Genomic DNA, 23,918 nt, shown 5'->3' with positions numbered 1-23,918 from the left:
AAGGGTTGATATTGCGGTAACGATGGAAGGAATTGTGCCCACTCAGCTGTGCTGGCAGAGCAGATCGCAAATACGCGCGGCGCTGTGGCCATCGCCAAAGGGATTGTGCGCGCGGGCCATCGCCAGATAGGCGTCATGGTCATCCAGCAGACGATTGGCCTCGGCCACGATGCGGTCGGCATTGGTGCCCACCAGCATGGCCGTGCCCGCTTCCACGCCTTCGGGCCGCTCGGTCGTATCGCGCATCACCAGCACCGGCTTGCCCAAGGCGGGCGCTTCTTCCTGCACGCCGCCGCTGTCTGTCAGCATCAGATCGGAGATGCCGATCAGCCGTGCGAAATGCGGATAGTCGAGCGGTTCGATCATCGCCACGTCCTCAACCCCGGCAAGCTGCTCGTCCATCACCTTGCGGACATTGGGATTGAGGTGGACGGGGAAGATCACCGCCACTTCAGGCCGCGCAGCCAGGCGGCGGATGGCATCGGCAATAGCCTGCATGCCTTCGCCAAAATTCTCCCGCCGGTGGCAGGTCACGCCGATGATGCGCTTGTGGGCAAAGCGCTTTTCCAGATCCGCCAGACCGGCGGCCAGCCGGGGCTCCTTTTCGATCCGCGCGGTGATCCACTGCAAGGCATCGATCACCGTATTGCCGGTGACGTGGACAATGCCGGGGTCGACATTCTCGGCCAGCAGGGCGGCCTGGGCCGTTTCCGTCGGTGCGCAATGGAGGGCGGCAATATTGCCGATGATCTTGCGGTTCACCTCTTCCGGCCAGGGCTGGTAGATATTGCCGCTGCGCAGGCCCGCTTCGACATGGCACACCGGAATCTTGCGGTAATAAGCAGCCATCGCACCGGCCATCGCGGTGGCAGTATCGCCCTGCACCACCACCCAGTCCGGCTGTTCGGCATCCATCACACGGCCAAGCCCGGTCAGCAGGCGGGCGGTCAGCTCATCCAGCGACTGGTCGGGCTGCATCAGGTCCAGATCGTGATCGGGAACGACGCCGGAAATTTCCAGCACCTGATCGAGCATGCCGCGATGCTGGCCGCTGACGCACACGCGCGAGACGAACCGGTCGTCCGCCCGCAAGGCATGGACGAGCGGGAAGAGTTTGATGGCTTCGGGCCGCGTGCCGAAAACCGTCAATATGCGCCTGGGACCTGTCATATGAAGGCCCTTAGCCGGGTTTTCGTTAACTATGCGCTACCCTTGCGTTCAATTGGCAGGCGGTGCGTCGGGAATTTCGTCGGGATCGACCAGTTCGGGCAGGTCTTCCTCACCCGGAAGCGGCGCATCACGTTCGGCTTCCAGCTTGTCCATATAGGCCCGCTCCAGCACTTCCACGCGCCGCTGCGTGGCAGCAGCCTCGGCATCGATGGTGGAGAGGCGTTCCTGCCGTTCATCCGCAATCAGCTGGCTGAACCGGACATTGGGGTTCTCCGCCCGCTCCTGATAGGCTTCCTCGATCATCTGCGCCGTGCAGCCCAGCTCACTGCCACCACCGATATTGGTGCAGGACAGCGGGCCAAACGCGCCGACAGCTTCAAAACTGCGCACACGATTGGTCCAGGAAGTGTTTTCAGGGTCCCGGCTCTGGCGCAGGTTTGGCGGAATGCGATAGCGTTCGCTTTCATCCATGCGCGCGCAAACGGTGATCGTATCGCCTTGCGTGGCGGGACATTCATCATCGCCATAGATGATGACCGTGTTGTAGCTTTCGGAATCCTCGCCCTCGCCCTGTGCTAGAGCGGGCGACGATACGATGCCGACCAGGGCTGTGGTTGCGGCGAGCGCGATCAGGCGTTTCATTTCATAATCCTGTAACATCCCGGCCTGTGGAACCGGGCCCACCTGCTGGCCTCAAATGGCAGCAACAGGCCTGAACCATAACTGAAGCGGGGCAGACCGGCACTGATACCAATCAAACTTGCCCCGTTCGAACTCACTTCGATCAAATCTTCTCCGACAGCCGAATGGCAGCGCGGCAGCCCATGCGGATGGCGGCGGTCAGCAGCGCATAGCCGGGCGCCTTCTCTGCGCCTGCTGCAAGTGCTGCATCGCGGTGCTCGCGCTCATCTTCGCGGAAGCGGGCGATCATGTCGGCCAGTTCCGGATCATCGCCATCCCGTTCCAGTTCTTCCAGCTGCTGCGTGTAGTGGCGGTCTATCTCTTCCTCGATCGCGGCGGTGCAGGCCATTGCCGCTTCCGGCCCGATCATGGCGGTGCCCGCTCCAAGCGCGAATCCGGCCACATTCCAGAACGGCTGCAACGCCGTGGGGCGCACTCCGCGCCTGGCCATCAGCGCATCGAATTCCGCCCTGTGGCCCACTTCCTGCTCGGCCATGGCGCGGATCTCTGCCGAATGTGGGCCGCGATCGCCCATCACCGCCAATTGCCCGGCATAGATGCGCGTGGCGCCAAATTCGCCCGCCTGATCGACGCGGATCATTTCCGACCGGTCCGGGCCTGTAACGCTCTCGCTCATAGCTTGTCCTTCCTTGCCAGCAGCGACCATATGGTGACTGCCCCGGCGATGGAGAAGATCGCGTTGAACCCGGCCAGCGAAATGCCCATCATGGTCCACGCCGGCTGATCACAGCGAATGATCGGCTGGGCCAGAATGGCCTCCAGCGGATCGACGCTGGCGCTGGGCGGCAGGGAGCAGCTGGTCAGCCCTTCCCACAGTCCATATTCCACGCCGGCATGGAACACGCCGATCAGGCCCGACACCAGAATTCCCCCCGCTGCCAGCGCCACGAACAGGCGTTTTGGCGGGATCGCAAAGGAAGCGAGCGCCAGCGCCAGCGCGGCGAAGTGCGGCCAGCGCTGCCACCAGCACATCTCACACGGATAGAGGCCAAAGCCATATTGCGAGATATAGGCGCCGCCCAGCAGCAGGGCGGGAACCAGCAGCGCCAGACGCTGCGCCATCACATCCGGTCTAGTCATCGCCGGACCCTTCAGCGACGCGAGGCAAGGTTGGTGCGATTGGTGCGGCGCATGGTTTCCAGCGCATAATGCAGCTGGAAGTCGTCGATCCCCTGCTCCTCAAGCTGCTCTGCGGTGAGCATGAAGCGCGGATCGGCGTTGCGATCCCGCTCCAGCGATTCGTCCTCATAATCCAGCTCGTTGATCAGGTGGCCGCGCAGATCGCTTTCGCGCAAGGCATAGCGCTGGCGGCGTTCGGCATCGGGATCGGACAATTGCGGCACGCGGATATCGGGCTCTATCCCGCCTTCCTGCACGCTGCGGCCCGACGGCGTGTAATAGCGCGCGGTGGTGAGCTTGAGCGCGGTATCGCGGGTGAGCGGCAGCAATGTCTGCACACTGCCCTTGCCAAAGCTGCGCTGGCCCATGATCAGCGCGCGGTGATGATCCTGCAACGCACCGGCCACGATCTCGCTGGCGGAGGCGGAGCCTTCATCGATCAGCACGATCATCGGCAGGCCATCGACAACATCGCCGCGATAGACGGTTTCCGCCTCGTAATAGACCGTGTCGCGCCTGGTGCGGCCGCGCTGGGAGACGATCTGACCCTGCGCCAGGAACAGATCGGTCAGGGCCACCGCTTCATCCAGTGAACCGCCCGGATTGCGCCGCAAGTCCAGCACCAGCCCGGAGAGGCGTCCGGTCGCCTGGCTGCGCAAGTCGGCAATCGCCGCATTCACGTCTGCGCCAACATCGCGGCTGAATTCATTGACGCTGATATGGCCGATATTGCCGCTCATCAGCTCGGATGTGACCGGCTCCAGCTCAATCACGCCGCGCGTTACGCTGATCTCGATCGGCTCATCGCGGCCAGGGCGGAAAATCGTCAGGTTGATGGCCGTGCCCGCCGGCCCGCGCATTTGCGACACGGCATCGTTGATCTCCAGCCCATAGATCAGGTGGCCATCGATATGGGTGATAAAATCGCCTGCCTTGACCCCGGCAATATCCGCCGGACTGCCACGGAAGGGGGATACCACCTTCACCGCGCCATCATCCATCTGCACCGAAATACCCAGCCCCTGGTAATTCCCGTCAATCATGGTCTCCAGCCGCTGAAGCGCTGCGCCATCGATGTAGGAACTGTGCGGGTCCAGCGATGCGAGCATGCCGTCAATCGCACCGCGGATCAGCTGCTCATCATCGACAGGTTCGACGTAGCTGGTCTTGATCCGCTGATAGGTGGCGAAGAGCTTGGCAAATTCGGGCGATGCCCTGCCCTCCACCTGCGCAAAGCCCGCCGTGGTGGCAGGCAGCAAGGCTATCGCCGTGCAAAGGGCGGCGGCGCGAAGTGCAGGGGCGAATTTCATATCACGATATCCTGTTGGGTCCCGGAGGCTTTTATCGCAGCCGCGGGCTGAACGCCAGATGAGGGATTTTGGGTGCCAGTGCGGGACGGATGACGGGCCTACCCGGTAAATTGCAGCGGATTGACGGCCTCCCCTTCGCGGCGCAGTTCCACGCTGATGGTCGGGCGGCCCGGCCCGGCAATGCCGATGGGGGAACCGCCAACCAGCTCCGCCCCAACGGCCACATCGCTGCGCGCAAGGCCGGTGACGAGGCTGGTCCAGCCGCCGGTATGTTCGATGATCACGATCTGGCCATAGCCTCTATACGTGCCGGCAAAGGCCACGCGGCCCGCTGCCGGCGCCACCACCTGCGCCCCAGCGCGCGGTGCCAGCGTTATGCCCTGGCTCAGGGCCGCCCCCTGCGGTGCACCAAACCCCACAATCGTGCGTCCTGCCACGGGCAGGATATAGGGCGCTGGCGCATTGGCGGGTCCTGTGGGAGACGACGTTGCCAGTGGGGCCGCGAGCGGTGCCTGCTCGCCTTCGCCGGGTCGCAGGCTTGGCCCCGGCAGAGCGGCCAGACGCTGACGCAGGCTGGCGGCGCGATCCAGTTCGCCCACCAGCCCATCAAGATCGCGCGCCTGTTCCGCTAAGGCCAGAGCGCGTTCGGATTCGCGGTTGGCGGACATGCCCGCCTCGCGCGCAGCCAGACGCTGGCGCGTTTCGATCGCGGCGAGTTGCTGGCGTCGCTGCGCCAGAATGCCTTCCTCCTCGCGCAGCGCCGCCACGGCCTGCTGCGCCTGTCGCTGCAATTGCCGGGAGCGGGCGATGCGGCTGCGCAGGCTGGCGGTGCGGGCCTGCACTTCAGGCACCGCGCTGGCCATGACCGCGCGCAGATAGACCACGTCGCGCACTTCGCCCGGACGCAGCACAGAAAGCGCCACAGGACGCCTTGAGAATTGCTGAAGCGCCGCAGTAAGCCGGACAACGGGCCGCTGCTCGCGCCCCAGCTCCTCGCGCAGAGTGTCTCGCTCCCCTTCGATAAGGGCACTGCGCGCTTCTGCTGCGGCAATGCTGGCTTCGGCCTGCTGGACCCGGGCGGCCAGTGCGGCGGTTTCGCGGGCGGTACGCTGGGCGGCATCTTCGGCGCTGGCGGCTTCCTGCTCCAGCCGCTCACTGCGGGCCTGAGCCTGTTCACGCTCCGCCAGTGCCTGGCGCAGGGCATTTCGCGTCTCCACCGGACTGTCATAGACTGGCGCGCGCTGGGCGCTGGCGGCAAAGCCAAGCAGCAGGAACGATGCAGCCAGAAGCAAAATCCGCGACATCGCCCTATCCTGACCGATGATAGGGGTGTCCGGCAAGGATCGATGTGGCGCGAAACAGCTGTTCCATCAGCATGGCGCGCGCCAGCAGATGCGGCCAGGTGGCCTTGCCGAACGCCAGCAACAGGTCCGCCTCATCCCGCTCTGCCTGCGAGTGACCATCTGCGGCGCCGAGCACGAAGCGGCATTCGCGCATGCCGCCATCGCGCCATTTCTCCAGGGTTTGGGCCAGCTCCTCACTGGAGATATCGCTGCCCTTTTCATCAAGCAGGACGGTCTTGAACGGGGTTTGCGGATCGGGAATGCGGCCGCCTGTTTCGGGCAATTCGGTCAGCTTCAGCGGCCAGGCGATGCGCTTTTCGTAACGTGCCACAAGCTCCGCCTCTGGCGAGCGGGCAATCTTTCCACGGGCGATCACATGCAGGAGCATGCGATTGCTCTAGCCGCAATTGCAGGCGCGAGCCATCGGGGAGAGGTTTGTTTTGGGTGGGTTTGTTGTTTCTTGGAGGCTTTGTCTGGCCTCAAACGTTCCCAACAGCCTTTGCGCCGTCGTCGCCGAAGCCCCACATCCTCTCGAGGTTGTAAAAGCTGCGCACTTCGGGGCGGAACAGGTGGACGACCACGTCACCTGCATCGATCAGCACCCAGTCTGCCGCCGGCAGGCCTTCGATGCGCGGAGCTGGCTCGCCCGCCTTCTTGAGCCTTTCGGCCAGCTTGGAAGCCATGGCGGCAACCTGCCTGGTCGAGCGGCCGGAAGCGACGATCATGTGATCGGCGATCGAGCTCTTGCCTTCGAGCGGGATGGATACGAGGTCCTGCGCCTGATCATCCTCGAGCTGTTCGAGGATCAGGGCGTGGATCGAGCCAGGCTCTGCCTGGATGGTGTGCGGTGTGTCAGTCATGGAAATGATGGTTGCGGTGCCCGTTGATGCCGGGGTGGCTTGCGCCTGTATCATCGCGACTTTTCATGCTCCTGAATTGGAAAAGGGACAAATGCGGCATGGGGCCAGAACGCCTCATGCGTCATGTCCCCGTGCTGAACGATCGTTGGACGAACTGGTTGGTACGGAATTGCGAATGAGCGAATGCGTCACTTCATCCCTGGGAGCCGGGCCGGAAAACCGGTCCGCCCAATCAGGATCCGCATCACGAATTTGTGTTGCCGAGCGCGGATCAGGATCAAAACGCAATTCTATCAGCGCAGGTGCGCTCCATTCGCCCCGGTTGCGTAATCCGGCTGCGGATAACCGGTAACGCCGCAGCCAAGCCATCGCGGGGCTCGCGAGGGCGTCCTCGTCATAGCCGGGCCGGGCAATCACCGCAATCGGCATTTCACGGGCAATTTGGCGCCAGTTCCGCCACTTGTGGAACTGGGCGAGATTATCCGCCCCCATCACCCACACAAACTGGCGGCGCGGGAACATCCGCTTGACCGCGCGCAGCGTATCCACCGTGTAGCGCGTGCCCAGCTGCTGTTCGATCGCCGTGACCTTGATCGGGGCACTGCGGCTCATCATCCGGGCAGAGTGCATGCGGGCGGCAAAAGGCGCCATGCCCTGACGCGGTTTCAGCGGATTGCCGGGGGAAACCATCCACCACATCTCGTCCAGACCCAGCGCCCGCATGGCGAACAGCGACACCCGCCTGTGGCCGTGATGCGCGGGATTGAACGAACCGCCCATCAGGCCGGTCAGCGGCGCAGCGGGGCCGCGGCGGAATCTCACGATTGCGGGCGACGCGGGGAGACGCGAAAGCCGTGGCGGTGCAGCTGCGCCTTGAGCGCCCATGCCGGATATTCATCGTCCAGACGGCCGATTTCATCGAGCGTTGCCAGCTCATCCGATGTCAGTTCGATGTCGCTTGCGGCGAGGTTCTGCGCCAGCTGGTCCGCCCTTTTGGCGCCTACGATCACCGATCCCACGACCGGCTGGTGCAGCAGCCATGCCAGCGCAATCGAAGCGACGGAGACATCGCGCGCGGCCGCCATCGGCCGCATGGCGGCAACCGCATTTGCCGCCAGCTGCTTGTCCGCACGCGGGAAATCCAGCTTGGCGCGGCGACCTTCGCCCGACACCGTGCCATCTTCTCCAAAATCATACTTGCCGCTCAGCAGTCCGCCGATCAGCGGGCTCCAGACCATCAGGCCAAGACCCTCACTCTGCATCATCGGCACCACATCGCGCTCCAGCTCGCGGCCAGACACCGCGTAAAACGCCTGGTTGGAGATGAACTTGTCCCACCCGCGGCGCTCGGCAATACCCAGCGCCCTGGCGATCTGCCACGCGGCCCAGTTGGACACGCCGACATAGCGTGCACGGCCAGAGCGCACGATATCCTCCAGCGCGCGCAGACCTTCTTCCATCGGCGCAATCGGGTCCCAGCCGTGAATCTGATACAGATCGACATGGTCGAGGCCGAGCCGGTCGAGGCTGGCGTCGATCTGGTTCATCAGGTGATAGCGGCCATATCCGCCGTCATTCGGGCCTTCGCCCATCGGGCCCATGCCCTTGGTGGCGATCACCACCTGATCGCGCGCCACGCCGATATCGCGCAGCGCCTGACCGAGGAATTCCTCGCTCTGCCCCGCCGAATAGACATTGGCCGTATCGATGAAATTGACCCCGGCATCGATAGCCTGGCGGATCAGTGCGGTAGAGCCCGCCTGATCCAGATCATGCTGGAAGAACGCGCTGGGCTTATTGCCGAAAGTCATCGCGCCAAGGCATATCTCGGACACCACGAGACCCGATTTGCCAAGCTGGTTGTAACGCATGATTTCTCTCCCCGTGCAGGTTTCCCGCCAGCTTCAGGGCCGCGCCTGGCCGCTGCCAAGGACCTGCCACTTATAGGTGGTCAGCCCTTCCAGCGCGACCGGGCCGCGTGCGTGCAGGCGGCCGGTGGCGATGCCGATTTCCGCGCCCAGTCCAAACTCGCCGCCATCGGCATATTGGGTGGAGGCATTGTGCATCACGATCGCGCTGTCCACTTCGGCCAGGAAGCGATCCGCCGCCTGCTGGTCGGCAGTGATGATGGCATCGGTGTGGCCGGAGGAATGGCGGGCGATATGATCCATCGCCGCATCGATTCCATCGACCACGGCAACCGAGAGGATCGTGTCGAGATATTCGGTGTCCCAGTCATTGGCGCTGGCAGGCACTATGCGGGGGTCGAGCGCCTGCGCGCGGGCATCGCCGCGCAGTTCGCAGCCTGCATCCAGCAACGCGCCGATGATCTCGCCCGAAGCCGGGAAGGCGGCATCCAGCAGCAGGGTTTCCATCGCGCCGCAAATGCCGGTGCGGCGCATCTTGGCGTTGAGCGCGATGGTGCGCGCCATTTCCGGATCGGCTGCCTGATGGACATAGGTGTGGCAGATGCCGTCCAGATGGGCGAGCACGGGCACGCGGGCATCGGCCTGGACCCGTTCCACCAGCCCCTTGCCGCCGCGCGGCACGATCATGTCTATCAGCCCGGCGGCGCGCAGCATGGCGCCCACGGCTTCGCGGTCCTGCGTGGGCAGAAGCTGGATAGCATCGGCAGGCGCGCCGCCTGCAGCCAGCCCCTCGGCCATAGCCGCATGAATTGCGCGGTTGGAGTGAACCGCCTCGCTGCCGCCGCGCAGCAGCGCCGCATTGCCGGACATCAGGCACAGCGCAGCGGCATCGGCGGTAACATTGGGGCGGCTTTCGTAGATGATCCCGATCATGCCGATGGGGATGCGCCTTCGCACCAGTTCCAGTCCGCTGGGCACGGTGCTGCGATCGATCACCTGGCCCACGGGATCGGGCAGGCCGGCGACATTCTCGACCGCCGCCGCCATCGCTTCCAGCCGCGCGGGATCGAGCCGCAGACGATCGAGCATGGCCCCGGTCAGCCCATTGGCTTGCCCGGCGGCCACATCTTTGGCGTTCTGCGCCAGGATCTCGCCAGCATGGGTGCGCAGCGATGCCGCGGCTGAACGCAGCGCGCGGGCCTTGTCCTCATCCGACATCAGCGCGAGCTTGCGCTGCGCCGATCGGCCAGCCAGCGCGAGCTGTTCAATCAGCTGCGCAGGCGTTCGCGAGTCTGTTCTTGCGCCACTGTGCGCAGCGGATTGCGCGGGGCTGGATTGCAGTGTCTGGGCCATGCCAGCGCAACTATCATCGGCATCGCGCCTTGTCAGGCGGATTCGCCAGCAGCGAATCGTTTCGGGCGAAACGGATATGGTTCCCGGCAATCTCAACTATTTTTGCAGCCGCGAAACGCTTCACCGCACGACGGGTTCGATTCGCCCCAATCTTAACAGAGTCTGATAGACCTCTCCGGTCTGTCCGCTAGGCAAGCCGTGACGGGTTTTTACAAGAAGTCGGGGTCATTTTGGACACACAAACCGCTGGCGGGTATTGGGACCGCCTGCGAGCATTGTTCCCGGAGCGCGAGTTTTTCATGCGCTCCCAAGGGCAGGTTCGCTTTATCACAATTACCAGCCGGGTGCAGATGGTCACCGCCGGTCTTGTGCTCTCTGCACTGGTCGGCTGGGGTATCTCCATGGCCGCGATGGCCATCGGTCAGTACCAGGCCAGTTCCGAACGCGCCGAACTGCTCAGCCGAGAGGCGCAGGTCGCAACGGCGGAAAGCCGGGTTGAGGCCTACCGCGATGACCTGGCATCCGAAACTGCCGATCTTTCCAAGCGTCAGGACTACCTCGATGGCATCCTGGCCATGTTGCCCGAAGACCTGATGACAGAAGGCGTGGACGGCGAAGACACGGTTACCGACAGCACCGAGGAATCGGCAGAACTGATCAGCATGATCGAAGGCGCCATTCCCGAAGCCGCCGGACTGGCCCGCCTCGAAGCCCGCCAGCTGGCCTTTGTGGAACGGCTGACCCGCTATTCCGACCGCCGCGCCGCACGCACCGAACAGGCAATCCGCTCGCTCGGCCTCGATCCGCGCATGGTGATGATTGCAGACGAGCAGGCACAGGGTGGCCCGTTCGAGATGCTGGCATCGGATGCCGACGGATCGCTCGATCCGCGCTTCGAACGCCTCGCCATCAGCCTGTCGCGGATGAGCTCGCTGGAACGCGGCCTCAGCGAAATTCCGCAGGTCATGCCTGCCGACATGCGCAATATTTCATCGGGCTTCGGCTATCGCCGCGATCCCTTCAATGGCCGCGGCGCAATGCACAGCGGCCTTGATTTCCGCGGGCCTTATGGCGCCCCGATCCATGCCGCCGCCGATGGCCATGTCAGCTTCGTGGGCAACAAGTCCGGCTATGGCCGCGTGGTCGAAATCAGCCACGGCAACGGCATGATGACGCGCTATGCCCATATGTCGCGCTGGAACGCGCGCGTTGGGCAGGACGTGGTGGCGGGTGACGTGATCGGCAATATCGGCAGCACTGGCCGATCCACCGGACCGCACCTGCATTTCGAAGTTCGCATCAACGGGCGCGCAGTCAATCCGCGCCCCTTCCTGGAGACAGCCCCCAATGTTCTCGAAGAAGCCAGAGCGGAATACGCTCACACCGACGGCCCGGACCATGGCGAGTAGCGGCGCGACCTTTTCGGTGATCGGTGCAGACGTCACCATCAAGGGCGACGTGGAAGCATCCGCTGACCTGCATGTCGATGGAACGGTAACCGGCGACCTTTCCTGCGCCTCTCTGGTGCAGGGCGAATCGAGCCTGATCGAAGGCGCCATCACTGCCGAGACAGCGCGCCTTTCCGGCCAGGTCAAAGGCACCATCAAGGCGCGCAGCCTGGTGATCCTGAAGAGCGCCCGCATCGAAGGTGACGTCGATTATGAGACGCTGACCATCGAACAGGGTGCAACGGTCGAAGGCCGTCTGGCCATGCGTGACCGTCGCGACATGGCGAAGGGTGCAGGCGCACCACCTGCCGCCGCCGCCAAGGACAGCGAGCCGAAACTGTCGCTCGCCAACTGACATCATCCCACTGACAACATCCGCCAGCCGGATTTGACCAGACTGATATAGATATGAAAAGGGCGGCCCTGGAGCCGCCCTTTTTCTTGTCTTGAATAATCGGTGTGTGAGCGGACTATCAGTCCTGCTTGGCGCCTTCGCCAGCTTCGGCGGCGCGCTTGGCTTCCAGCCATGCTTCGGCTTCGGCTTCCTGGGCCGCCTGGGCCGCGGCCTTTACAGATGCGTCACGCTCTGCCTTCAGCTCCTCGATCAGCGCTTCGCGATCGTCGCGCCGTGGCACGACAATCTCTTCCTCGCCTTCGGCAACGGGCGGAGCATGCGCCGCAGCCTTCTTGGCCGCCTTGGCCACGGCGGCATCAAGCTCACGCTGCGAACACAGGCCCAGCGTGACCGGATCCTTGGGCTGGATGTTCTGGATGTTCCAGTGGCTCCGCTCCCGGATGGCGTTGATGGTGTTGCGGGTGGTGCCGATCAGCTTGCCGATCTGCGCATCGGAAATTTCCGGGTGGTTGCGGATGATCCAGGCGATGCCGTCTGGCTTGTCCTGCCGCTTGGACACCGGCGTATAACGCGGGCCCTTGGTGCGGCTGACATCGACGGGAGCCTTCTGCATCTTCAGGCGATATTCCGGATCGGCCTGGCCCTTTTCGATTTCCGCATGGGTCAGCTCGCCCGAATGCACCGGATCGCGCCCGGTGTACTTCGAACTGGCAAGATCGTCTGCCATGGCCTGCACTTCGAGAATGTGCAGACCGCAGAATTCGCTGATCTGCTCAAAGCTGAGCGCAGTATTGTCGACCAGCCAGGAAGCGGTCGCATGAGGCATGAGGGGAGTGGGCTGGGCCACGCGAAATCTCCGTATGAAATAAAAGGGCCGCCCCTTGCGGAGCGGCCATTGAAGCGCCCGATGTAGGCGCATCGCGCCCAAACGGCAAGCACAAGCGTCGGCGCGGCTTTTCAGCGCCCCGTCAGCAGGCCATTTTCATTCCATCGAGGAACTCGCGCGCGCTTTCCCCCCAGGTGAAGGTCTTGCCATAGGCGGCGCAGGCATCGCGGTCGCACAGCAGGGCGCGCTCTATCGCGCGGTCCAGATCGTGGTCCATCGCACCCACGGTTGGCGTCAGCACATCCATTGGCCCCGCCACCGGAAAGGCCGCCACCGGGGTGCCGCAGGCCAGCGCCTCTATCATCACAACGCCGAAAGTGTCGGTAAGGCTGGGGAACACCAGCGCATCGGCCCCGGCATAGACACCGGCAAGATCCGCGCCCTGCTTGAAGCCGAGGAAATGGGCCTGCGGGAACCGGGCCTGCAACGCCGCCCGGGCCGGACCGTCTCCCACCAGCACCTTGCTCCCCGCGTGGCGCGCGGTCAGGAACGCCTCGACATTCTTTTCAACGGCGATGCGGCCGGCATACAGGATGATCGGGCGTGGCAGGCTGAAGAATATGTCGGGCGGCAGTACTTCCGGCCTGAAATTGTCCAGATCGACGCCGCGGCCCCATGTCCTGACCGGCGAAATGCCTTCATCGGCCAGCGACTGCCTGATTGACGGGGTCGACCCGAAGGTGAACTGCGCAGGGCCGTGAAACCAGCGGAAATAAGGCCAGAACACCTTGGACGAGATGCCCGTCCGCAGCGCCAGATAGGTCGGGAAATTGGTGCAGAAGGCGGTGGTGAACGGCCTTTTACGGCGCAGGCACCAGCTGCGCGCCGCAAGGCACAGCGGTCCTTCGGTCATCAGGTGAATGGCATCGGGATCAAACCGGGCGATCTTTTCACCCACATCCGATGGCCGGGTCATCGCCAGCCGAATCTCAGGATAGGTCGGACAGGGGACGGACCTGAACTGGTCGGGCGTGACCAGCAGCACGGCATGGCCCTGCGCCGTCAATTGCTGCCAGACATTCCTGGTGGCGTTGACCACGCCGTTGATCTGCGGTGCCCAGGCATCGGTGACGATTGCAATTTTCATGGGGTCCTGCCTCGTGCGGGATTACGCGGCCACGGGGACGGCGGAACTGTCTGCGTCGGCCGGAAGCGCGGGCTCGGGGGGTTCGGCCAATGCGGTTGCTTCGGCAGGGGCTGATGGTGCGCGGCGGGCGATTTCATCGGGCCAGTGGAGGATTTCCATGCGCCCGTCGGCATGTTCGACCAGCGCGTTGCAGCCTTCCACCCAGTCACCGTCGTTCCAGTATTCGACCTTGTCGAACTGGCGGAATTCGGCAGTGTGGATGTGGCCGCACACCACCCCGTCCACACCGCGCTGGGCTGCGGCGCGGGCCACCACTTCTTCAAAGTGGGAGATGAATTCGACCGCGTTCTTGACCTTGTGCTTGGCCATTTTGGACAGCGACCAATAGGGCAGGTCCAGCTTCTGGCGGACCGCATTGACCCACACGTTAAGGCCCATCATCAGATGGTACAGCGCGTCTCCAACGAAGGCGAGCCAGCGATGCGCCAGCATGATCGTATCGAATTCATCGCCGTGCAGCACCAGCAGGCGGCGGCCATCGGCGGTATCGTGAAAGGCCGCGCGGCGGATTTCCACACCGCCAAAGCTGAGTCCGGAAAACTGGCGGAACATCTCGTCATGATTGCCGGGGATATAGACGATGCGCGTGCCGCGCTTGGCCCGCTTCAATATGCGCCAGACAATGTCGTTATGAGTCGAGGGCCAGTAGAACTTCTTCTTCAGTCGCCAGCCATCGATAATGTCCCCCACCAGATACATCGTCTCGCTGTCGACATTATCGAGGAAGTCGATCAGCAGCTCCGCATTGCAGCCCTTGGTGCCCAGGTGGATATCGCTGATCCAGATCGTGCGGAACGTGCGCCGCTGGGACTTTTCCGGTTCGGGAATCGATGGCTCATGCCGCTCGAAATCAGGCAGTGAGCTGATCGGCAGGTTATTTCCGAAATCACCCTGCATATAATCGCCAAACATGCCTCAAGAATCCCGAATAAGCTTCCATGGCTTGGATTCTGTAGACGCAGATTGTGACAGGCGATCCGCAGTTTAGGGTCAGATCGGCGACAATGTGACCATTTCGTGACCCGCCAGAGCGTGGACCTGGCGCCAGCGGAAGAGCGCTTTCAGCCCTCGATCACATAGGGTTGGCGGCCCACCCAGGGGGAGATCATGTTGTACGGCACGGTCACGAACACCGCCTCCACCCCGGCAATCTTGCCGTCCACGATCTTGAACAGTTCGAGCAACACGAAGCTGTGCGGGAAGTGGAAGATCGATGTGTGCTTGCTGCCATCGGTCCAGGTGACTTCCTTCACCTTGCCCGAGTGATCGATAAATCCGCCAGCCAGCACAATGCCCTTCTGCTCATCGATCAGGGGAAAGCGCCGGTCGCGCAGCCGGTCATCATAGATATACTGGCCAAGGCGGAACTGGTCGGCGGTGCCCATGCGCGCGATGGGATAGCCATCGATCTCCACATTGGTGGTTTGCAGGCCGTTTTCGATCCGGTCGCAATCATCGGTGAAGCTGGTGAACAGTCTGCCGTCATTCAGCTGGATGGTGTCGAAATAGCCGTTGGCGATGGCGATCATCTCGTCCCGCGACACGCGGCGGGCTTCTGGCACATCCTCCAGCATCAGCTGGCGCGGCGCGTCATAGCCTTCGATCTGCGGGAAGGGTCCAAATTCGAATTCCCGGCAGATGATGGTTTCCACCTCGGCGATGCGGCCATCGCGGGCGGCAAGGCGCAGCGCCATGATGGCGGGGTGGCCGCTTTCCTCGATAATGCCGATCCAGCTTGCCTGCCCGGTCTGGGGATCGGCGCACTTCAGATCATAATACTCGCGCGTGGCGGAAATCGTGTTCCACAGACCATCGCCAATGGTCAGCTCGACATTATTCTCCGTAAAAATGGCATCGTCGGTGAAGGAAAGCCGCGCAGGATCATGCGCCACCAGCGCCGCCAGATAGTCATCGACGAGCGCATAGAGCGCAGCACGCGCGGGGCCACTGGCCGGGGTATTCATTGCGCAATCTCCAATACCATCTTGCCGAAATGCTCGCCCGCTTCCATCCGCTGGTGCGCCCTGGCCGCCTGCTCAAGCGGAAATATCCGGTCCATTTGCGGGCGCAGCGCGCCCTCGGCCACGAATGGCCAGACATTTGCCGCGATCTCATCGGCCAGCAGCGCCTTGAATGCATCGCTGCGCGGACGAAGCGTGGACCCGGTCAGCGTCTGGCGGCGCACCATCAGCTTCACCACGTTGATCTGCGCCTTGATCCCGCCGAGCGTGGCGATGGTGACCAGCCGCCCGTCCACCGCCAGGCAATCCAGATTGCGCTGCGTATATTCGCCCGCGACCACGTCCAGGATGACATTGGCACCGCCGCCATCCGTCAGCGCCAGCACCTGCTCGCCAAAATCTGATGTCTTGTAATTGATTGCGTGATTCGCGCCGACCTGCCGCGCCAGTTCGCATTTCGCGTCACTGCCGCAGGTGGCGATCACGGTGATGCCGAACAGACGCGCCAGCTTGATCGCCATCGTGCCGATGCCGCTGGTTCCGCCATGCACCAGCAATGTCTCGCCATCGCGGGCATGGCCGCGCTCGAAAACATTGTGCCACACGGTGAACAGCGTTTCCGGCATCGCCGCCGCTTCGGCCATGGACAGGCCGGCGGGCACCGGCAGGCAGTGGCCCGCCTGCGCCAGGCAAAAGGCCGCATATCCCCCGCCGTTCACCAGCGCGCAGACCTGCTGGCCCATCATCGCCGGATCGACACCCTCGCCCAGCGCCGCGATCTGGCCCGAAACCTCAAGTCCGGGCAGGTCTGAAGCGCCCGGCGGCGGCGGATAGACGCCCATTCTTTGCAGGCAATCGGGGCGGTTCACCCCGGCATGGCTGACCGCGATCAGCACCTGGCCCGCGCCGGGCTGAGGCACTGGCCGCTGTGCCAGACGCAGCACATCTGGCCCGCCCGGCTTTGAAATCGTCATGGCCGGCATGGTGTCGGTAATCGTCTTGCCCAATTTTTCCTCCGGCACCGGTGGGTGTGCGGCGGGTTTGCAGCTGGCTGCGCAGCTGGTCCTGCTCCACAACACTAGAGACGTGGCCCATTGACAGCAAGCAGGACGCTGGCAATGTTGCATCGCAATGGAAGACGACCTTCCTCGACCGCGCACAGACGCAGCCGGCCTTCTGGCCAGCGAAGCGCTCGACAGCTATTCGCAGGACGAGCTGCTGGCACGCATCCAGTTGCTGGAGGCGGAAATAGTCCGGGTGAAGGCGCATCATGCCAGGGCGGCGGATCATATGAAATTCGCCGATGCGCTGTTCAAACCGCGAGAGAACAACTGACATGGGGCCGGCCGGGTCCCCTTTCCCTCTCGAAATTGCGCTTTGGCGCACCATATTACTGATATCGTCGCAAGAGCCGGAACATACCGGCCACCGGGCTTCACCACGCCTATGCCGCGCACCGGGAGGGCGGCGTTGGTAGAATAGCAACACTTCGGATCGTATTTTCCGCCCAACGGATAGGATTTCATGCCAAGTTTCGCGCAAAACCTCGAAAAGACCCTCCACACGGCGCTCAAGCACGCGACCGATCGCAGCCATGAGTATGCGACGCTGGAACATTTGCTGCTGGCCCTGATCGATGATCCCGATGCCGCAGAAGTGATGAACGCCTGCGGGGTCGAACTGACCGAGCTGGGCAATGTGGTGCGGCAATATCTCGATCAGGAATATCAGTCGCTCAAGACCGAGGATGATGCGGAACCGCAGGCAACTGCCGGTTTCCAGCGGGTGATCCAGCGCGCCATCCTGCACGTGCAGACGTCGGGCAAGGACACGGTAACCGGCGCCAACGTGCTGGTTGCGCTGTTTTCGGAGCGCGATTCCTACGCCGTCTATTTCCTCCAGCAGCAGGATATGAGCCGGCTCGACGCGGTCAGCTTCATCAGCCACGGCATCGGCAAGGGTGGTCGGCAGATCGAAAACCGCGCCATGGGCAGCGCCGAAGAGGGCGAGGCCAAGAGCGAGGAAAAGCCGGACAAGAACAAGAAGGATTCCGCGCTCGACCAGTTCTGCGTCAACCTCAACCAGAAGGCGCTGGACGGCAAGATCGATCCGCTGATCGGGCGCGGCCCGGAAGTGGACCGGACGATCCAGATCCTGTGCCGCCGGTCAAAGAACAACCCGCTGTATGTGGGCGACCCCGGCGTGGGCAAGACCGCCATCGCCGAAGGGCTGGCGCGCAAGATCGTGGAAGGCGATGTTCCCGAAGTGCTGGAAGAAGCGGTGATCTATTCGCTCGACATGGGCGCGCTGCTGGCCGGTACACGCTATCGCGGTGATTTTGAGGAACGCCTCAAGCAGGTCGTCTCCGAGCTGGAGAAACTGCCGGAAGCCGTTCTTTTCATTGATGAAATTCACACAGTCATCGGCGCTGGCGCAACCAGCGGCGGGGCTATGGATGCGTCCAACCTGCTCAAGCCCGCGCTGTCATCCGGCGCGATCCGCTGCATCGGCTCCACCACTTACAAGGAATTCCGCAATCACTTCGAAAAGGATCGCGCGCTGCTGCGCCGGTTCCAGAAGATCGACGTGAACGAACCCACGGTGGAAGACACGATCAAGATCCTGCGCGGCCTGAGAAGCGCATTCGAAGAGCATCACAAGGTCAAGTATACGCCCGACGCCATCAAGACCGCGGTGGAGTTGAGCGCGCGTTACATCAATGACCGCAAATTGCCCGACAAGGCGATTGACGTGATCGACGAGGTGGGCGCGATGCAGATGCTGGTCCCGCCCAGTCGCCGCCGCAAGACCATCACCGCCAGGGAAATCGAGAAGGTGATCGCCACCATGGCGCGCATCCCTCCCAAATCCGTCTCCAAGGATGACAAGACGGCGCTGGCCAATCTGGACCGCGACCTGAAGCGCGTGGTTTTTGGCCAGGACCCGGCGATTGAGCGGCTTTCCACCGCCATGAAGCTGAGCCGTGCCGGGCTGCGCGATGCGGACAAGCCAATCGGCTCGTTCCTGTTCTCCGGTCCCACCGGCGTGGGCAAGACCGAAGTCGCGCGCCAGCTGGCCTCCATCATGGGGATCGAGCTCAAGCGCTTCGACATGTCGGAATATATGGAACGGCACTCTGTGAGCCGCCTGATCGGCGCGCCTCCGGGCTATGTCGGCTATGATCAGGGCGGCCTGCTGACCGATGCCATCGACCAGCATCCGCATTGCGTGCTGCTGCTGGACGAGATCGAGAAGGCGCACCCCGACCTGTTCAACATCCTGCTGCAGGTGATGGATAATGGTCGGCTGACCGATCATCACGGCAAGACGGTGGATTTCCGCAATGTGGTGCTGATCATGACCACCAATGCCGGGGCGGCAGATGCGGCCAAGCAGGGCATCGGCTTTGGCGCAGGCACCAGGCATGAAGCCAGCGCCGAAGCGGTGAAGAAGATGTTCACCCCGGAATTCCGCAACCGCCTCGATGCCATCGTGCCGTTCGATTACCTTGGCACCGACACGGTCAGCCGCGTGGTCGACAAGTTCATCCTGCAGCTGGAATTGCAGCTGGCCGACCAGAACGTGCATATCCAGTTTGATGGCGATGCGCGTGAATGGCTGGCCAAGCGCGGCTATGACAAGCTGTACGGCGCAAGGCCGATGGCGCGGCTTATCCAGGACAAGGTGAAGCAGCCGCTGGCCGAGGAACTGCTGTTCGGCAAATTGGCCGGTGGCGGCGAGGTGCATGTGAGCGTGAAGGACGGCAAGCTCGCCTTCGAGCTTACACCCGCACCGCCCAAATCCCGGCCCAAGAAGGCGCGCAAGAAGCCTGCTGCGAAGAAGAAGCCGGGGGCGCCTGCATCAGAGGACACAGGTGAAAAGGGCGAAGAATAGCTCTTGCCTCGGGTCCAGCTGCAGATTTGCCAAGCAAGAACACGGGTCCGCCAAAGGCCCGTGTTTTTGGTTTCTCAGCGTCGCATCTGGAAACTTTCCGTTAGGGTTTTGCGTTCAGAACCTGAACACTCTCTCAATTCGCTTTTTGCAAGAAGGGTCGCACCACAATGCCAGAACGAACAAAAAAGCCTTACGTCAGTCCTGCCGTAAGCAATATGGGTAAGTTCGAGAACATCGAATTGTCCGAACTTACCCCCGCCAGATTAAAGATGATCATGTCATTGCGAGGCGAACAGGCTCCTCAAACTGCACGGCAGGCAGAGGGCGATGAAGCGCCTTCGGTCAGCCATCGCCGAAAGGCCTGATCCGGCGCGGGAGACAGGCGGGGTCGGAGCCCTGCGCGCGCCGATCCGCGGCTAATCGAGCTGCACCAGCTTTTCGCGAGAAGTTGCGCCGCGCAACAAGCTGAGCCGTGAAGGCGCGGTGCCAAGAGCTTTTGCCAGCAAGGCCATCACCGCGTCATTGGCCGCGCCATCCTGGGGTTTGACCCGCGTTTTCAGCAATAATCTGCCGCCGGAAATCTCGATAGCCTCGCTGCGAGCGCCGGGCGTCACCCGCACGGCCAGCCGTCCCTGTGCATCCGCCAGCGCGCGGATCGCATCGGCCGATGGAGAGTCAGTTTTCGGGCGGGCCATGGCCGAGGCCACTCAGGGCGGCCAGGTGACGCTGTGCCAGCTTGCAATAACGCTCCGTCTGGAAGCGGATCTTGGCGATCTGCGTCTCATCCTGTCTGCGCAGGAATTTGGCCGGACGCCCGATCCAGATCTCGCCCGCCGGTATCGCCTTGCCGGGGCTGAGCAATGCGCCTGCCGCCAGCATCGCGCCCGATCCGATGCGGCAATCGTCCATCGCAATCGCGCCCATGCCCACAAACGCCCGGTCTTCCAGAGTGGCCCCGTGGACCAGCGCCATATGCCCGATCACGCAATCCTCACCGATGATGGTGGGGCAGCCGTCCGTGTCAGGGCGCGGGCCTTCGACGTGGAACACGCTGCCGTCCTGCACATTGCTGCGCGCGCCCACTTCGATGCGGTGAATGTCGCCGCGCAGCACGCAATTATACCAGATGCTGGCCTGCGCCCCGATGGTGACATCGCCGATGATGCGCGCACCCGGCGCAACAAAGGCGGTTTCGTGGATTTGCGGATATTTGCCTTCGAAAGGCAGAATGGTGGCGCCGGGAAATCTGCTGTCTGCATTCATCGCAGCGCCTCCCAGTCAGCCCGATCCAGCGAATAGGCAATGATTGTGTCAGAGCCGAATGCCGCGCTGGCAAAATCGAGCGCTTCGTCCCGCTTCATCCCAAGGCGCAGCATCAGGCCCCAGCTTGCGGCATTTTCCGGCACAGTCAGGGCTATGATGCTGGGGGCGGCGAATATCTCAAACGCGGCATCGCGCACGGCAATGGCGGCTTCGCGGGCATAGCCATGCCCCCAGCTATCCGCCCGGAAGCGCCAGCCGATCTCGAACTCGCCCTGCGGACCGCCCTCCTGATTGCTGCGCTTCATGCCGCAAAAGCCCAGCACTTCGCCCGATAAATGGCCGCCGTCGTCTTTGCGTTCGACCAGCCAGAAACAGAAATGGTTGAGCGCGCGGCATTCTTCCACCCGCTGGCGTTGTTTCCGCTCGCCTTCCGCATCAAGCAGGCCGCCCAGCCACTCCATCACTGCAGGGGTGTTTGTGTGGCGCAGGAATGCGTCCCAGTCGGCATCGCCGGCCCAGTCGCGCACGATCAGGCGGTCTGTTTCGACCCGGAAATCAGCCATTGAGCAGGCGCGCGGCCAGCGGCGCGTGATAGCTCAGCACCCCGGTGCAGCCTGCGCGCTTGAACGCCATCAGCGTTTCCATCACCAGCGCTTCACGATCGCCCGCTCCGGCAGCGGCGGCGGCCTCTATCATCGCATATTCGCCGCTCACCTGGTAAGCGAAGACGGGCACGTCAAAGCGATCCTTCACCCGCGCCACGATATCCAGATAAGGCAGGCCGGGCTTGACCATCACGCTGTCTGCACCCTCGGCAATATCCATGGCCACTTCACGCAGCGCCTCCGCGCCATTGGCCGGGTCCATCTGGTAGGTCTTCTTGTCGCCCTTCAGCAGGCCGCCCGATCCCACAGCATCGCGGAACGGGCCGTAAAAGGCAGAGGCATATTTGGCCGCATAGGCCATGATCTGCACGTTGTGATGCTCGCCCATTTCCAGCGCAATGCGGATCGCCCTGATGCGGCCATCCATCATGTCTGACGGGGCGATGATGTCCGCGCCCGCCTGCGCCTGGTTGATCGCCTGATCCACCAGCATCGCGACCGTATCGTCATTAAGGACATATCCGGCCTGATCGATCAGGCCGTCCTGCCCGTGGCTGGTATAGGGATCGAGCGCGACATCGGTCAGCACGCCCACATCATCGCCGCAGGCATCGCGGATCGCCTTGATCGCGCGGCACATCAGATTGTCCGGGTTGAGCGCTTCCTCCCCGTCATCGCTGCGCTTTGCCGCAGGAGTGTTGGGGAACAAGGCGAGGCACGGAATGCCCAACGACACCGCTTCGCGCGCGCGCTGGGCGATCAGGTCCACCGACCAGCGCGATACGCCGGGCAGCGATCCGACCGGCTCCTCCACGCCCGCGCCTTCTGTCACGAACAGCGGCCAGATCAGATCGGCAGGCGTCAGCACGGTTTCACGGTGGAGCGCCCGGCTCCATGAAGTAGCGCGGCTGCGGCGCAGGCGGGTGGCGGGGTAGGAAGCTGTCATATCGGCCTTGGCTCCTGCCGCAAAAGCGCGTCCGGGGCAATCACCGGCGGATTTCAGCGGACCTTCTGGCGGTTTTCCAGACGGTCAATCTCGCGCACCGGCTCCTCGCTTGCGTCGGGGTCCGGCGCCAGGTCGACAAGCGCCGCGCCCGGCTCCACCCGTTGCAGCGAAGCCAGCTGGGCGCGGAATTCCTCCAGCTCGCGGCCTTCCAGCTGCGCGCGGGTGACAAAGCGCACGCTGGCTGGATCGACCTTCTGCCCGCCGCGATACATCTCATAATGAAGGTGGGGTCCGGTGGACAGGCCGGTGGAGCCGACATAGCCAATCACCTGCCCGCGGCGGACCTGCTGGCCCCGGTTGACGGCAATCCGGCTCATATGTGCATAGCCCGTTGCCAGATTGCCGGCATGATCCAGCTTCACATAATTGCCATAGGACCCGTTACGGCCGGCAAAATTCACCCGGCCATCGGTAACGGCATAGATCGGCGTGCCGTGGCTGGCGCGGAAATCCAGGCCGGCATGCATGCGGCGGATGCCCAGGATCGGGTGGCGGCGCATGCCATAGCGCGAGGTGATGGCGCCGGGCACGGGAGCCATCAGGCCCTGACGCTCCTCGCCCACGCCCGATGCCTCGTAATAGCGGCCCTCACGCCCCCAGCGCATCATGCGGCGGCGCGGCTCCCCATTGCGGTAGATCGCGGCATAGAGCACATCGCCCGCCTCAACCTCGCCGGTGGCGGCGCGTTTGTAATCCACGATCAGGTCGAACGTGTCGGTGGAGGAGATTTCCCGGTCGAGATCGAGCTCATTGCTCAGCACCCGCAGGAACTGCTGGACCGACTTGGCCGGAGCGCCTGCCGCGCGGGCGGAGCGGTAGAGGCTGCTGCCCACGTCGCCGCGGATGCGCAGCGGAGTGGTATCCACCAGAATCGGCCGGGGATCGAGGAACAGCTCCCCGTTGCGGCGCTCAACCGCGATCTGCAGGTCGAAGCGGGCGCGAAAGCTCAGCGCGTCCAGCGGGCGCGGCTGGCCATCTGCAAGGCGGCGGCCAAGCGTGATATCCACTTGCGTGCCAGGGGCGATATCTTCCAGCGGCATGGCCTGGCCAACCATGCCGGCAATGCGTTCCGCCTCTACCTCGCTGACACCGGCGCGGCGCAACATGCGGTCAAAACCGTCACCGGGAGTAAGCGTGGCGACCATTTCGATGCGCGGGCGTTCGGGCGCGTTGGCAAGCGGGATAACCGCCAAGGTGGCGCCCATGCGCCGCCCGCTATCCCCGCCCAGCGCCAGCGGCATGATCATCTGGCTGCGAAACTCATCGCGGGCATCTTCATCGATCTGCATGGCTGGAGCCGCTTCAACCGGGGAGAAGCCGGGCCAGCCGGACAGCGCCACCGCCGAAAGCCCGACCAGTGTGGCGACACCGCGCAGCCAGCGCCGCGATCCGATATCGCGCGCAAGGTCTGGTGCCAGGTCCAGTCCGGACAGGGTCAGGGAAGCATGTTCGCGCCATTCGTGATAGCGATCCGCAAAGCTGGCGATGCGCGCCTGTTTGCGCGGCGCCGCCCTGCCTTCATGCAGGATCTGGTCATGCAACAATTGCGCAGGCGGAAAGTCACCGTCCTGCGGTGTCACCTGAGCCTGATTGTCGCGATCCTTGAACAAACGCGCCCTCCTTGCGGC

25 protein-coding genes are annotated in these 23,918 nt (G+C 63.4%); 4 read left to right on the top strand and 21 right to left on the bottom strand.

Going from position 1 to position 23,918, the window contains the following annotated elements:
• Window positions 1-42: 42 nt before the first annotated feature.
• From wecB to GRI32_RS07755, 11 genes are all read right to left on the bottom strand, one after another.
• Window positions 43-1,170, bottom strand: a complete 1,128-nt coding sequence (wecB, locus tag GRI32_RS07805) for a non-hydrolyzing UDP-N-acetylglucosamine 2-epimerase (RefSeq protein WP_160590867.1) — start codon at window positions 1,168-1,170, stop codon at window positions 43-45.
• A gap of 48 nt (window positions 1,171-1,218) precedes the next feature.
• A complete protein-coding gene (locus GRI32_RS07800) occupies window positions 1,219-1,812 on the bottom strand; it encodes a hypothetical protein (protein ID WP_160590865.1) in 594 nt (197 codons plus the stop codon).
• A gap of 142 nt (window positions 1,813-1,954) precedes the next feature.
• Window positions 1,955-2,488, bottom strand: coding sequence for a demethoxyubiquinone hydroxylase family protein (locus tag GRI32_RS07795; RefSeq protein WP_160590863.1), 534 nt, complete (start codon window positions 2,486-2,488; stop codon window positions 1,955-1,957).
• The gene (locus GRI32_RS07790; protein ID WP_160590861.1) at window positions 2,485-2,952 is read right to left on the bottom strand and encodes a disulfide bond formation protein B; all 468 of its coding nucleotides are present in this window, start codon (window positions 2,950-2,952) and stop codon (window positions 2,485-2,487) included. Before GRI32_RS07790 ends, GRI32_RS07795 begins: the two co-directional genes overlap by 4 nt.
• Before the next feature lie 11 nt (window positions 2,953-2,963).
• The gene (locus GRI32_RS07785) at window positions 2,964-4,301 is read right to left on the bottom strand and encodes a S41 family peptidase (RefSeq protein ID WP_160590859.1); all 1,338 of its coding nucleotides are present in this window, start codon (window positions 4,299-4,301) and stop codon (window positions 2,964-2,966) included.
• Window positions 4,302-4,399: 98 nt separating this feature from the next.
• Complete coding sequence (locus GRI32_RS07780; RefSeq protein WP_160590857.1) at window positions 4,400-5,605, bottom strand: murein hydrolase activator EnvC family protein; 1,206 nt, start codon at window positions 5,603-5,605, stop codon at window positions 4,400-4,402.
• A 4-nt stretch (window positions 5,606-5,609) separates the two neighbouring features.
• Window positions 5,610-6,032: a 23S rRNA (pseudouridine(1915)-N(3))-methyltransferase RlmH gene (locus GRI32_RS07775; protein WP_160590855.1), complete on the bottom strand. Its 423-nt coding sequence runs from the start codon at window positions 6,030-6,032 to the stop codon at window positions 5,610-5,612.
• Between the two features lie 91 nt (window positions 6,033-6,123).
• A complete protein-coding gene (rsfS, locus tag GRI32_RS07770; protein WP_160590853.1) occupies window positions 6,124-6,558 on the bottom strand; it encodes a ribosome silencing factor in 435 nt (144 codons plus the stop codon).
• Between the two features lie 60 nt (window positions 6,559-6,618).
• Entirely contained in the window at window positions 6,619-7,326 is a 708-nt protein-coding gene (locus GRI32_RS07765) for a nicotinate-nucleotide adenylyltransferase (RefSeq protein WP_337190185.1), read from the bottom strand.
• Window positions 7,323-8,375: an aldo/keto reductase gene (locus tag GRI32_RS07760; RefSeq protein ID WP_160590849.1), complete on the bottom strand. Its 1,053-nt coding sequence runs from the start codon at window positions 8,373-8,375 to the stop codon at window positions 7,323-7,325. Before GRI32_RS07760 ends, GRI32_RS07765 begins: the two co-directional genes overlap by 4 nt.
• Before the next feature lie 33 nt (window positions 8,376-8,408).
• On the bottom strand, window positions 8,409-9,725 hold the full coding sequence (locus tag GRI32_RS07755; protein ID WP_160590847.1) for a glutamate-5-semialdehyde dehydrogenase: 1,317 nt from the start codon (window positions 9,723-9,725) through the stop codon (window positions 8,409-8,411).
• 230 nt (window positions 9,726-9,955) lie between these two features.
• Between GRI32_RS07755 and GRI32_RS07750 the strand changes: the two genes are divergently transcribed.
• Together GRI32_RS07750 and GRI32_RS07745 are read left to right on the top strand one after the other, a co-directional pair.
• Complete coding sequence (locus tag GRI32_RS07750) at window positions 9,956-11,134, top strand: M23 family metallopeptidase (protein ID WP_337190184.1); 1,179 nt, start codon at window positions 9,956-9,958, stop codon at window positions 11,132-11,134.
• Window positions 11,124-11,528 (top strand): bactofilin family protein, encoded by a 405-nt coding sequence (locus GRI32_RS07745; RefSeq protein ID WP_160590843.1) that lies wholly within the window; start codon window positions 11,124-11,126, stop codon window positions 11,526-11,528. Before GRI32_RS07750 ends, GRI32_RS07745 begins: the two co-directional genes overlap by 11 nt.
• A gap of 118 nt (window positions 11,529-11,646) precedes the next feature.
• Here the strand turns inward: GRI32_RS07745 and GRI32_RS07740 are convergent, their stop codons facing one another.
• The 5 genes from GRI32_RS07740 to GRI32_RS07720 all read right to left on the bottom strand — a co-directional run bounded on the left by GRI32_RS07740 (window position 11,647) and on the right by GRI32_RS07720 (window position 16,505).
• Entirely contained in the window at window positions 11,647-12,354 is a 708-nt protein-coding gene (locus GRI32_RS07740; protein WP_237437442.1) for a DUF1013 domain-containing protein, read from the bottom strand.
• 142 nt (window positions 12,355-12,496) lie between these two features.
• A complete protein-coding gene (locus GRI32_RS07735; RefSeq protein ID WP_160590839.1) occupies window positions 12,497-13,501 on the bottom strand; it encodes a glycosyltransferase family 4 protein in 1,005 nt (334 codons plus the stop codon).
• Between the two features lie 21 nt (window positions 13,502-13,522).
• A complete protein-coding gene (locus tag GRI32_RS07730; RefSeq protein WP_160591127.1) occupies window positions 13,523-14,458 on the bottom strand; it encodes a UDP-2,3-diacylglucosamine diphosphatase in 936 nt (311 codons plus the stop codon).
• Window positions 14,459-14,622: 164 nt separating this feature from the next.
• Window positions 14,623-15,525: a DUF8021 domain-containing protein gene (locus GRI32_RS07725; protein ID WP_160590837.1), complete on the bottom strand. Its 903-nt coding sequence runs from the start codon at window positions 15,523-15,525 to the stop codon at window positions 14,623-14,625.
• Window positions 15,522-16,505, bottom strand: a complete 984-nt coding sequence (locus tag GRI32_RS07720) for an NAD(P)H-quinone oxidoreductase (RefSeq protein WP_160591125.1) — start codon at window positions 16,503-16,505, stop codon at window positions 15,522-15,524. Before GRI32_RS07720 ends, GRI32_RS07725 begins: the two co-directional genes overlap by 4 nt.
• A 148-nt stretch (window positions 16,506-16,653) precedes the next feature.
• Between GRI32_RS07720 and GRI32_RS07715 the strand changes: the two genes are divergently transcribed.
• Together GRI32_RS07715 and clpA are read left to right on the top strand one after the other, a co-directional pair.
• Window positions 16,654-16,857: a DUF1192 domain-containing protein gene (locus tag GRI32_RS07715; protein WP_160590835.1), complete on the top strand. Its 204-nt coding sequence runs from the start codon at window positions 16,654-16,656 to the stop codon at window positions 16,855-16,857.
• A gap of 189 nt (window positions 16,858-17,046) precedes the next feature.
• Window positions 17,047-19,416, top strand: coding sequence for an ATP-dependent Clp protease ATP-binding subunit ClpA (clpA, locus tag GRI32_RS07710; protein ID WP_160590833.1), 2,370 nt, complete (start codon window positions 17,047-17,049; stop codon window positions 19,414-19,416).
• A gap of 416 nt (window positions 19,417-19,832) precedes the next feature.
• Here clpA and GRI32_RS07705 read toward each other — a convergent pair whose 3' ends face one another.
• From GRI32_RS07705 to GRI32_RS07685, 5 genes are read right to left on the bottom strand one after another with little or no spacing between them, the layout of a single operon-like run.
• Window positions 19,833-20,111: a DUF167 domain-containing protein gene (locus GRI32_RS07705; RefSeq protein WP_160590831.1), complete on the bottom strand. Its 279-nt coding sequence runs from the start codon at window positions 20,109-20,111 to the stop codon at window positions 19,833-19,835.
• Complete coding sequence (locus GRI32_RS07700) at window positions 20,092-20,679, bottom strand: gamma carbonic anhydrase family protein (RefSeq protein ID WP_160590829.1); 588 nt, start codon at window positions 20,677-20,679, stop codon at window positions 20,092-20,094. The genes GRI32_RS07705 and GRI32_RS07700 overlap by 20 nt, the downstream gene beginning before the upstream one ends.
• Entirely contained in the window at window positions 20,676-21,242 is a 567-nt protein-coding gene (locus GRI32_RS07695; protein ID WP_160590827.1) for a GNAT family N-acetyltransferase, read from the bottom strand. Before GRI32_RS07695 ends, GRI32_RS07700 begins: the two co-directional genes overlap by 4 nt.
• Window positions 21,235-22,230, bottom strand: coding sequence for a porphobilinogen synthase (gene hemB / locus GRI32_RS07690; RefSeq protein ID WP_160590825.1), 996 nt, complete (start codon window positions 22,228-22,230; stop codon window positions 21,235-21,237). The genes GRI32_RS07695 and hemB overlap by 8 nt, the downstream gene beginning before the upstream one ends.
• Before the next feature lie 53 nt (window positions 22,231-22,283).
• On the bottom strand, window positions 22,284-23,900 hold the full coding sequence (locus GRI32_RS07685) for a M23 family metallopeptidase (protein WP_202385977.1): 1,617 nt from the start codon (window positions 23,898-23,900) through the stop codon (window positions 22,284-22,286).
• Window positions 23,901-23,918 lie beyond the last annotated feature (18 nt).

It is taken from the genome of Alteraurantiacibacter aestuarii, assembly GCF_009827405.1.
Lineage (GTDB): Bacteria > Pseudomonadota > Alphaproteobacteria > Sphingomonadales > Sphingomonadaceae > Alteraurantiacibacter > Alteraurantiacibacter aestuarii.
Note: the sequence above shows the minus strand (reverse complement) of the source record. Positions and strands in the feature narration are given on the sequence as shown.

Bases quoted from the DNA above. Each gene is read 5' to 3' on its own strand.
- wecB (WP_160590867.1), bottom strand. From the start codon at position 1,170: ATGACAGGTCCCAGGCGCATATTGACGGTTTTCGGCACGCGGCCCGAA.
- GRI32_RS07730 (WP_160591127.1), bottom strand. From the start codon at position 14,458: ATGCAGGGTGATTTCGGAAATAACCTGCCGATCAGCTCACTGCCTGAT.
- GRI32_RS07790 (WP_160590861.1), bottom strand. From the start codon at position 2,952: ATGACTAGACCGGATGTGATGGCGCAGCGTCTGGCGCTGCTGGTTCCC.
- GRI32_RS07780 (WP_160590857.1), bottom strand. From the start codon at position 5,605: ATGTCGCGGATTTTGCTTCTGGCTGCATCGTTCCTGCTGCTTGGCTTT.
- GRI32_RS07745 (WP_160590843.1), top strand. From the start codon at position 11,124: ATGGCGAGTAGCGGCGCGACCTTTTCGGTGATCGGTGCAGACGTCACC.
- GRI32_RS07700 (WP_160590829.1), bottom strand. From the start codon at position 20,679: ATGAATGCAGACAGCAGATTTCCCGGCGCCACCATTCTGCCTTTCGAA.
- GRI32_RS07695 (WP_160590827.1), bottom strand. From the start codon at position 21,242: ATGGCTGATTTCCGGGTCGAAACAGACCGCCTGATCGTGCGCGACTGG.
- GRI32_RS07725 (WP_160590837.1), bottom strand. From the start codon at position 15,525: ATGAATACCCCGGCCAGTGGCCCCGCGCGTGCTGCGCTCTATGCGCTC.
- GRI32_RS07795 (WP_160590863.1), bottom strand. From the start codon at position 2,488: ATGAGCGAGAGCGTTACAGGCCCGGACCGGTCGGAAATGATCCGCGTC.
- GRI32_RS07715 (WP_160590835.1), top strand. From the start codon at position 16,654: ATGGAAGACGACCTTCCTCGACCGCGCACAGACGCAGCCGGCCTTCTG.
- GRI32_RS07775 (WP_160590855.1), bottom strand. From the start codon at position 6,032: ATGCTCCTGCATGTGATCGCCCGTGGAAAGATTGCCCGCTCGCCAGAG.
- GRI32_RS07705 (WP_160590831.1), bottom strand. From the start codon at position 20,111: ATGGCCCGCCCGAAAACTGACTCTCCATCGGCCGATGCGATCCGCGCG.
- hemB (WP_160590825.1), bottom strand. From the start codon at position 22,230: ATGACAGCTTCCTACCCCGCCACCCGCCTGCGCCGCAGCCGCGCTACT.
- GRI32_RS07760 (WP_160590849.1), bottom strand. From the start codon at position 8,375: ATGCGTTACAACCAGCTTGGCAAATCGGGTCTCGTGGTGTCCGAGATA.
- GRI32_RS07800 (WP_160590865.1), bottom strand. From the start codon at position 1,812: ATGAAACGCCTGATCGCGCTCGCCGCAACCACAGCCCTGGTCGGCATC.
- GRI32_RS07755 (WP_160590847.1), bottom strand. From the start codon at position 9,725: ATGGCCCAGACACTGCAATCCAGCCCCGCGCAATCCGCTGCGCACAGT.
- GRI32_RS07735 (WP_160590839.1), bottom strand. From the start codon at position 13,501: ATGAAAATTGCAATCGTCACCGATGCCTGGGCACCGCAGATCAACGGC.
- GRI32_RS07720 (WP_160591125.1), bottom strand. From the start codon at position 16,505: ATGCCGGCCATGACGATTTCAAAGCCGGGCGGGCCAGATGTGCTGCGT.
- rsfS (WP_160590853.1), bottom strand. From the start codon at position 6,558: ATGATACAGGCGCAAGCCACCCCGGCATCAACGGGCACCGCAACCATC.
- GRI32_RS07785 (WP_160590859.1), bottom strand. From the start codon at position 4,301: ATGAAATTCGCCCCTGCACTTCGCGCCGCCGCCCTTTGCACGGCGATA.
- clpA (WP_160590833.1), top strand. From the start codon at position 17,047: ATGCCAAGTTTCGCGCAAAACCTCGAAAAGACCCTCCACACGGCGCTC.
- GRI32_RS07740 (WP_237437442.1), bottom strand. From the start codon at position 12,354: ATGCCTCATGCGACCGCTTCCTGGCTGGTCGACAATACTGCGCTCAGC.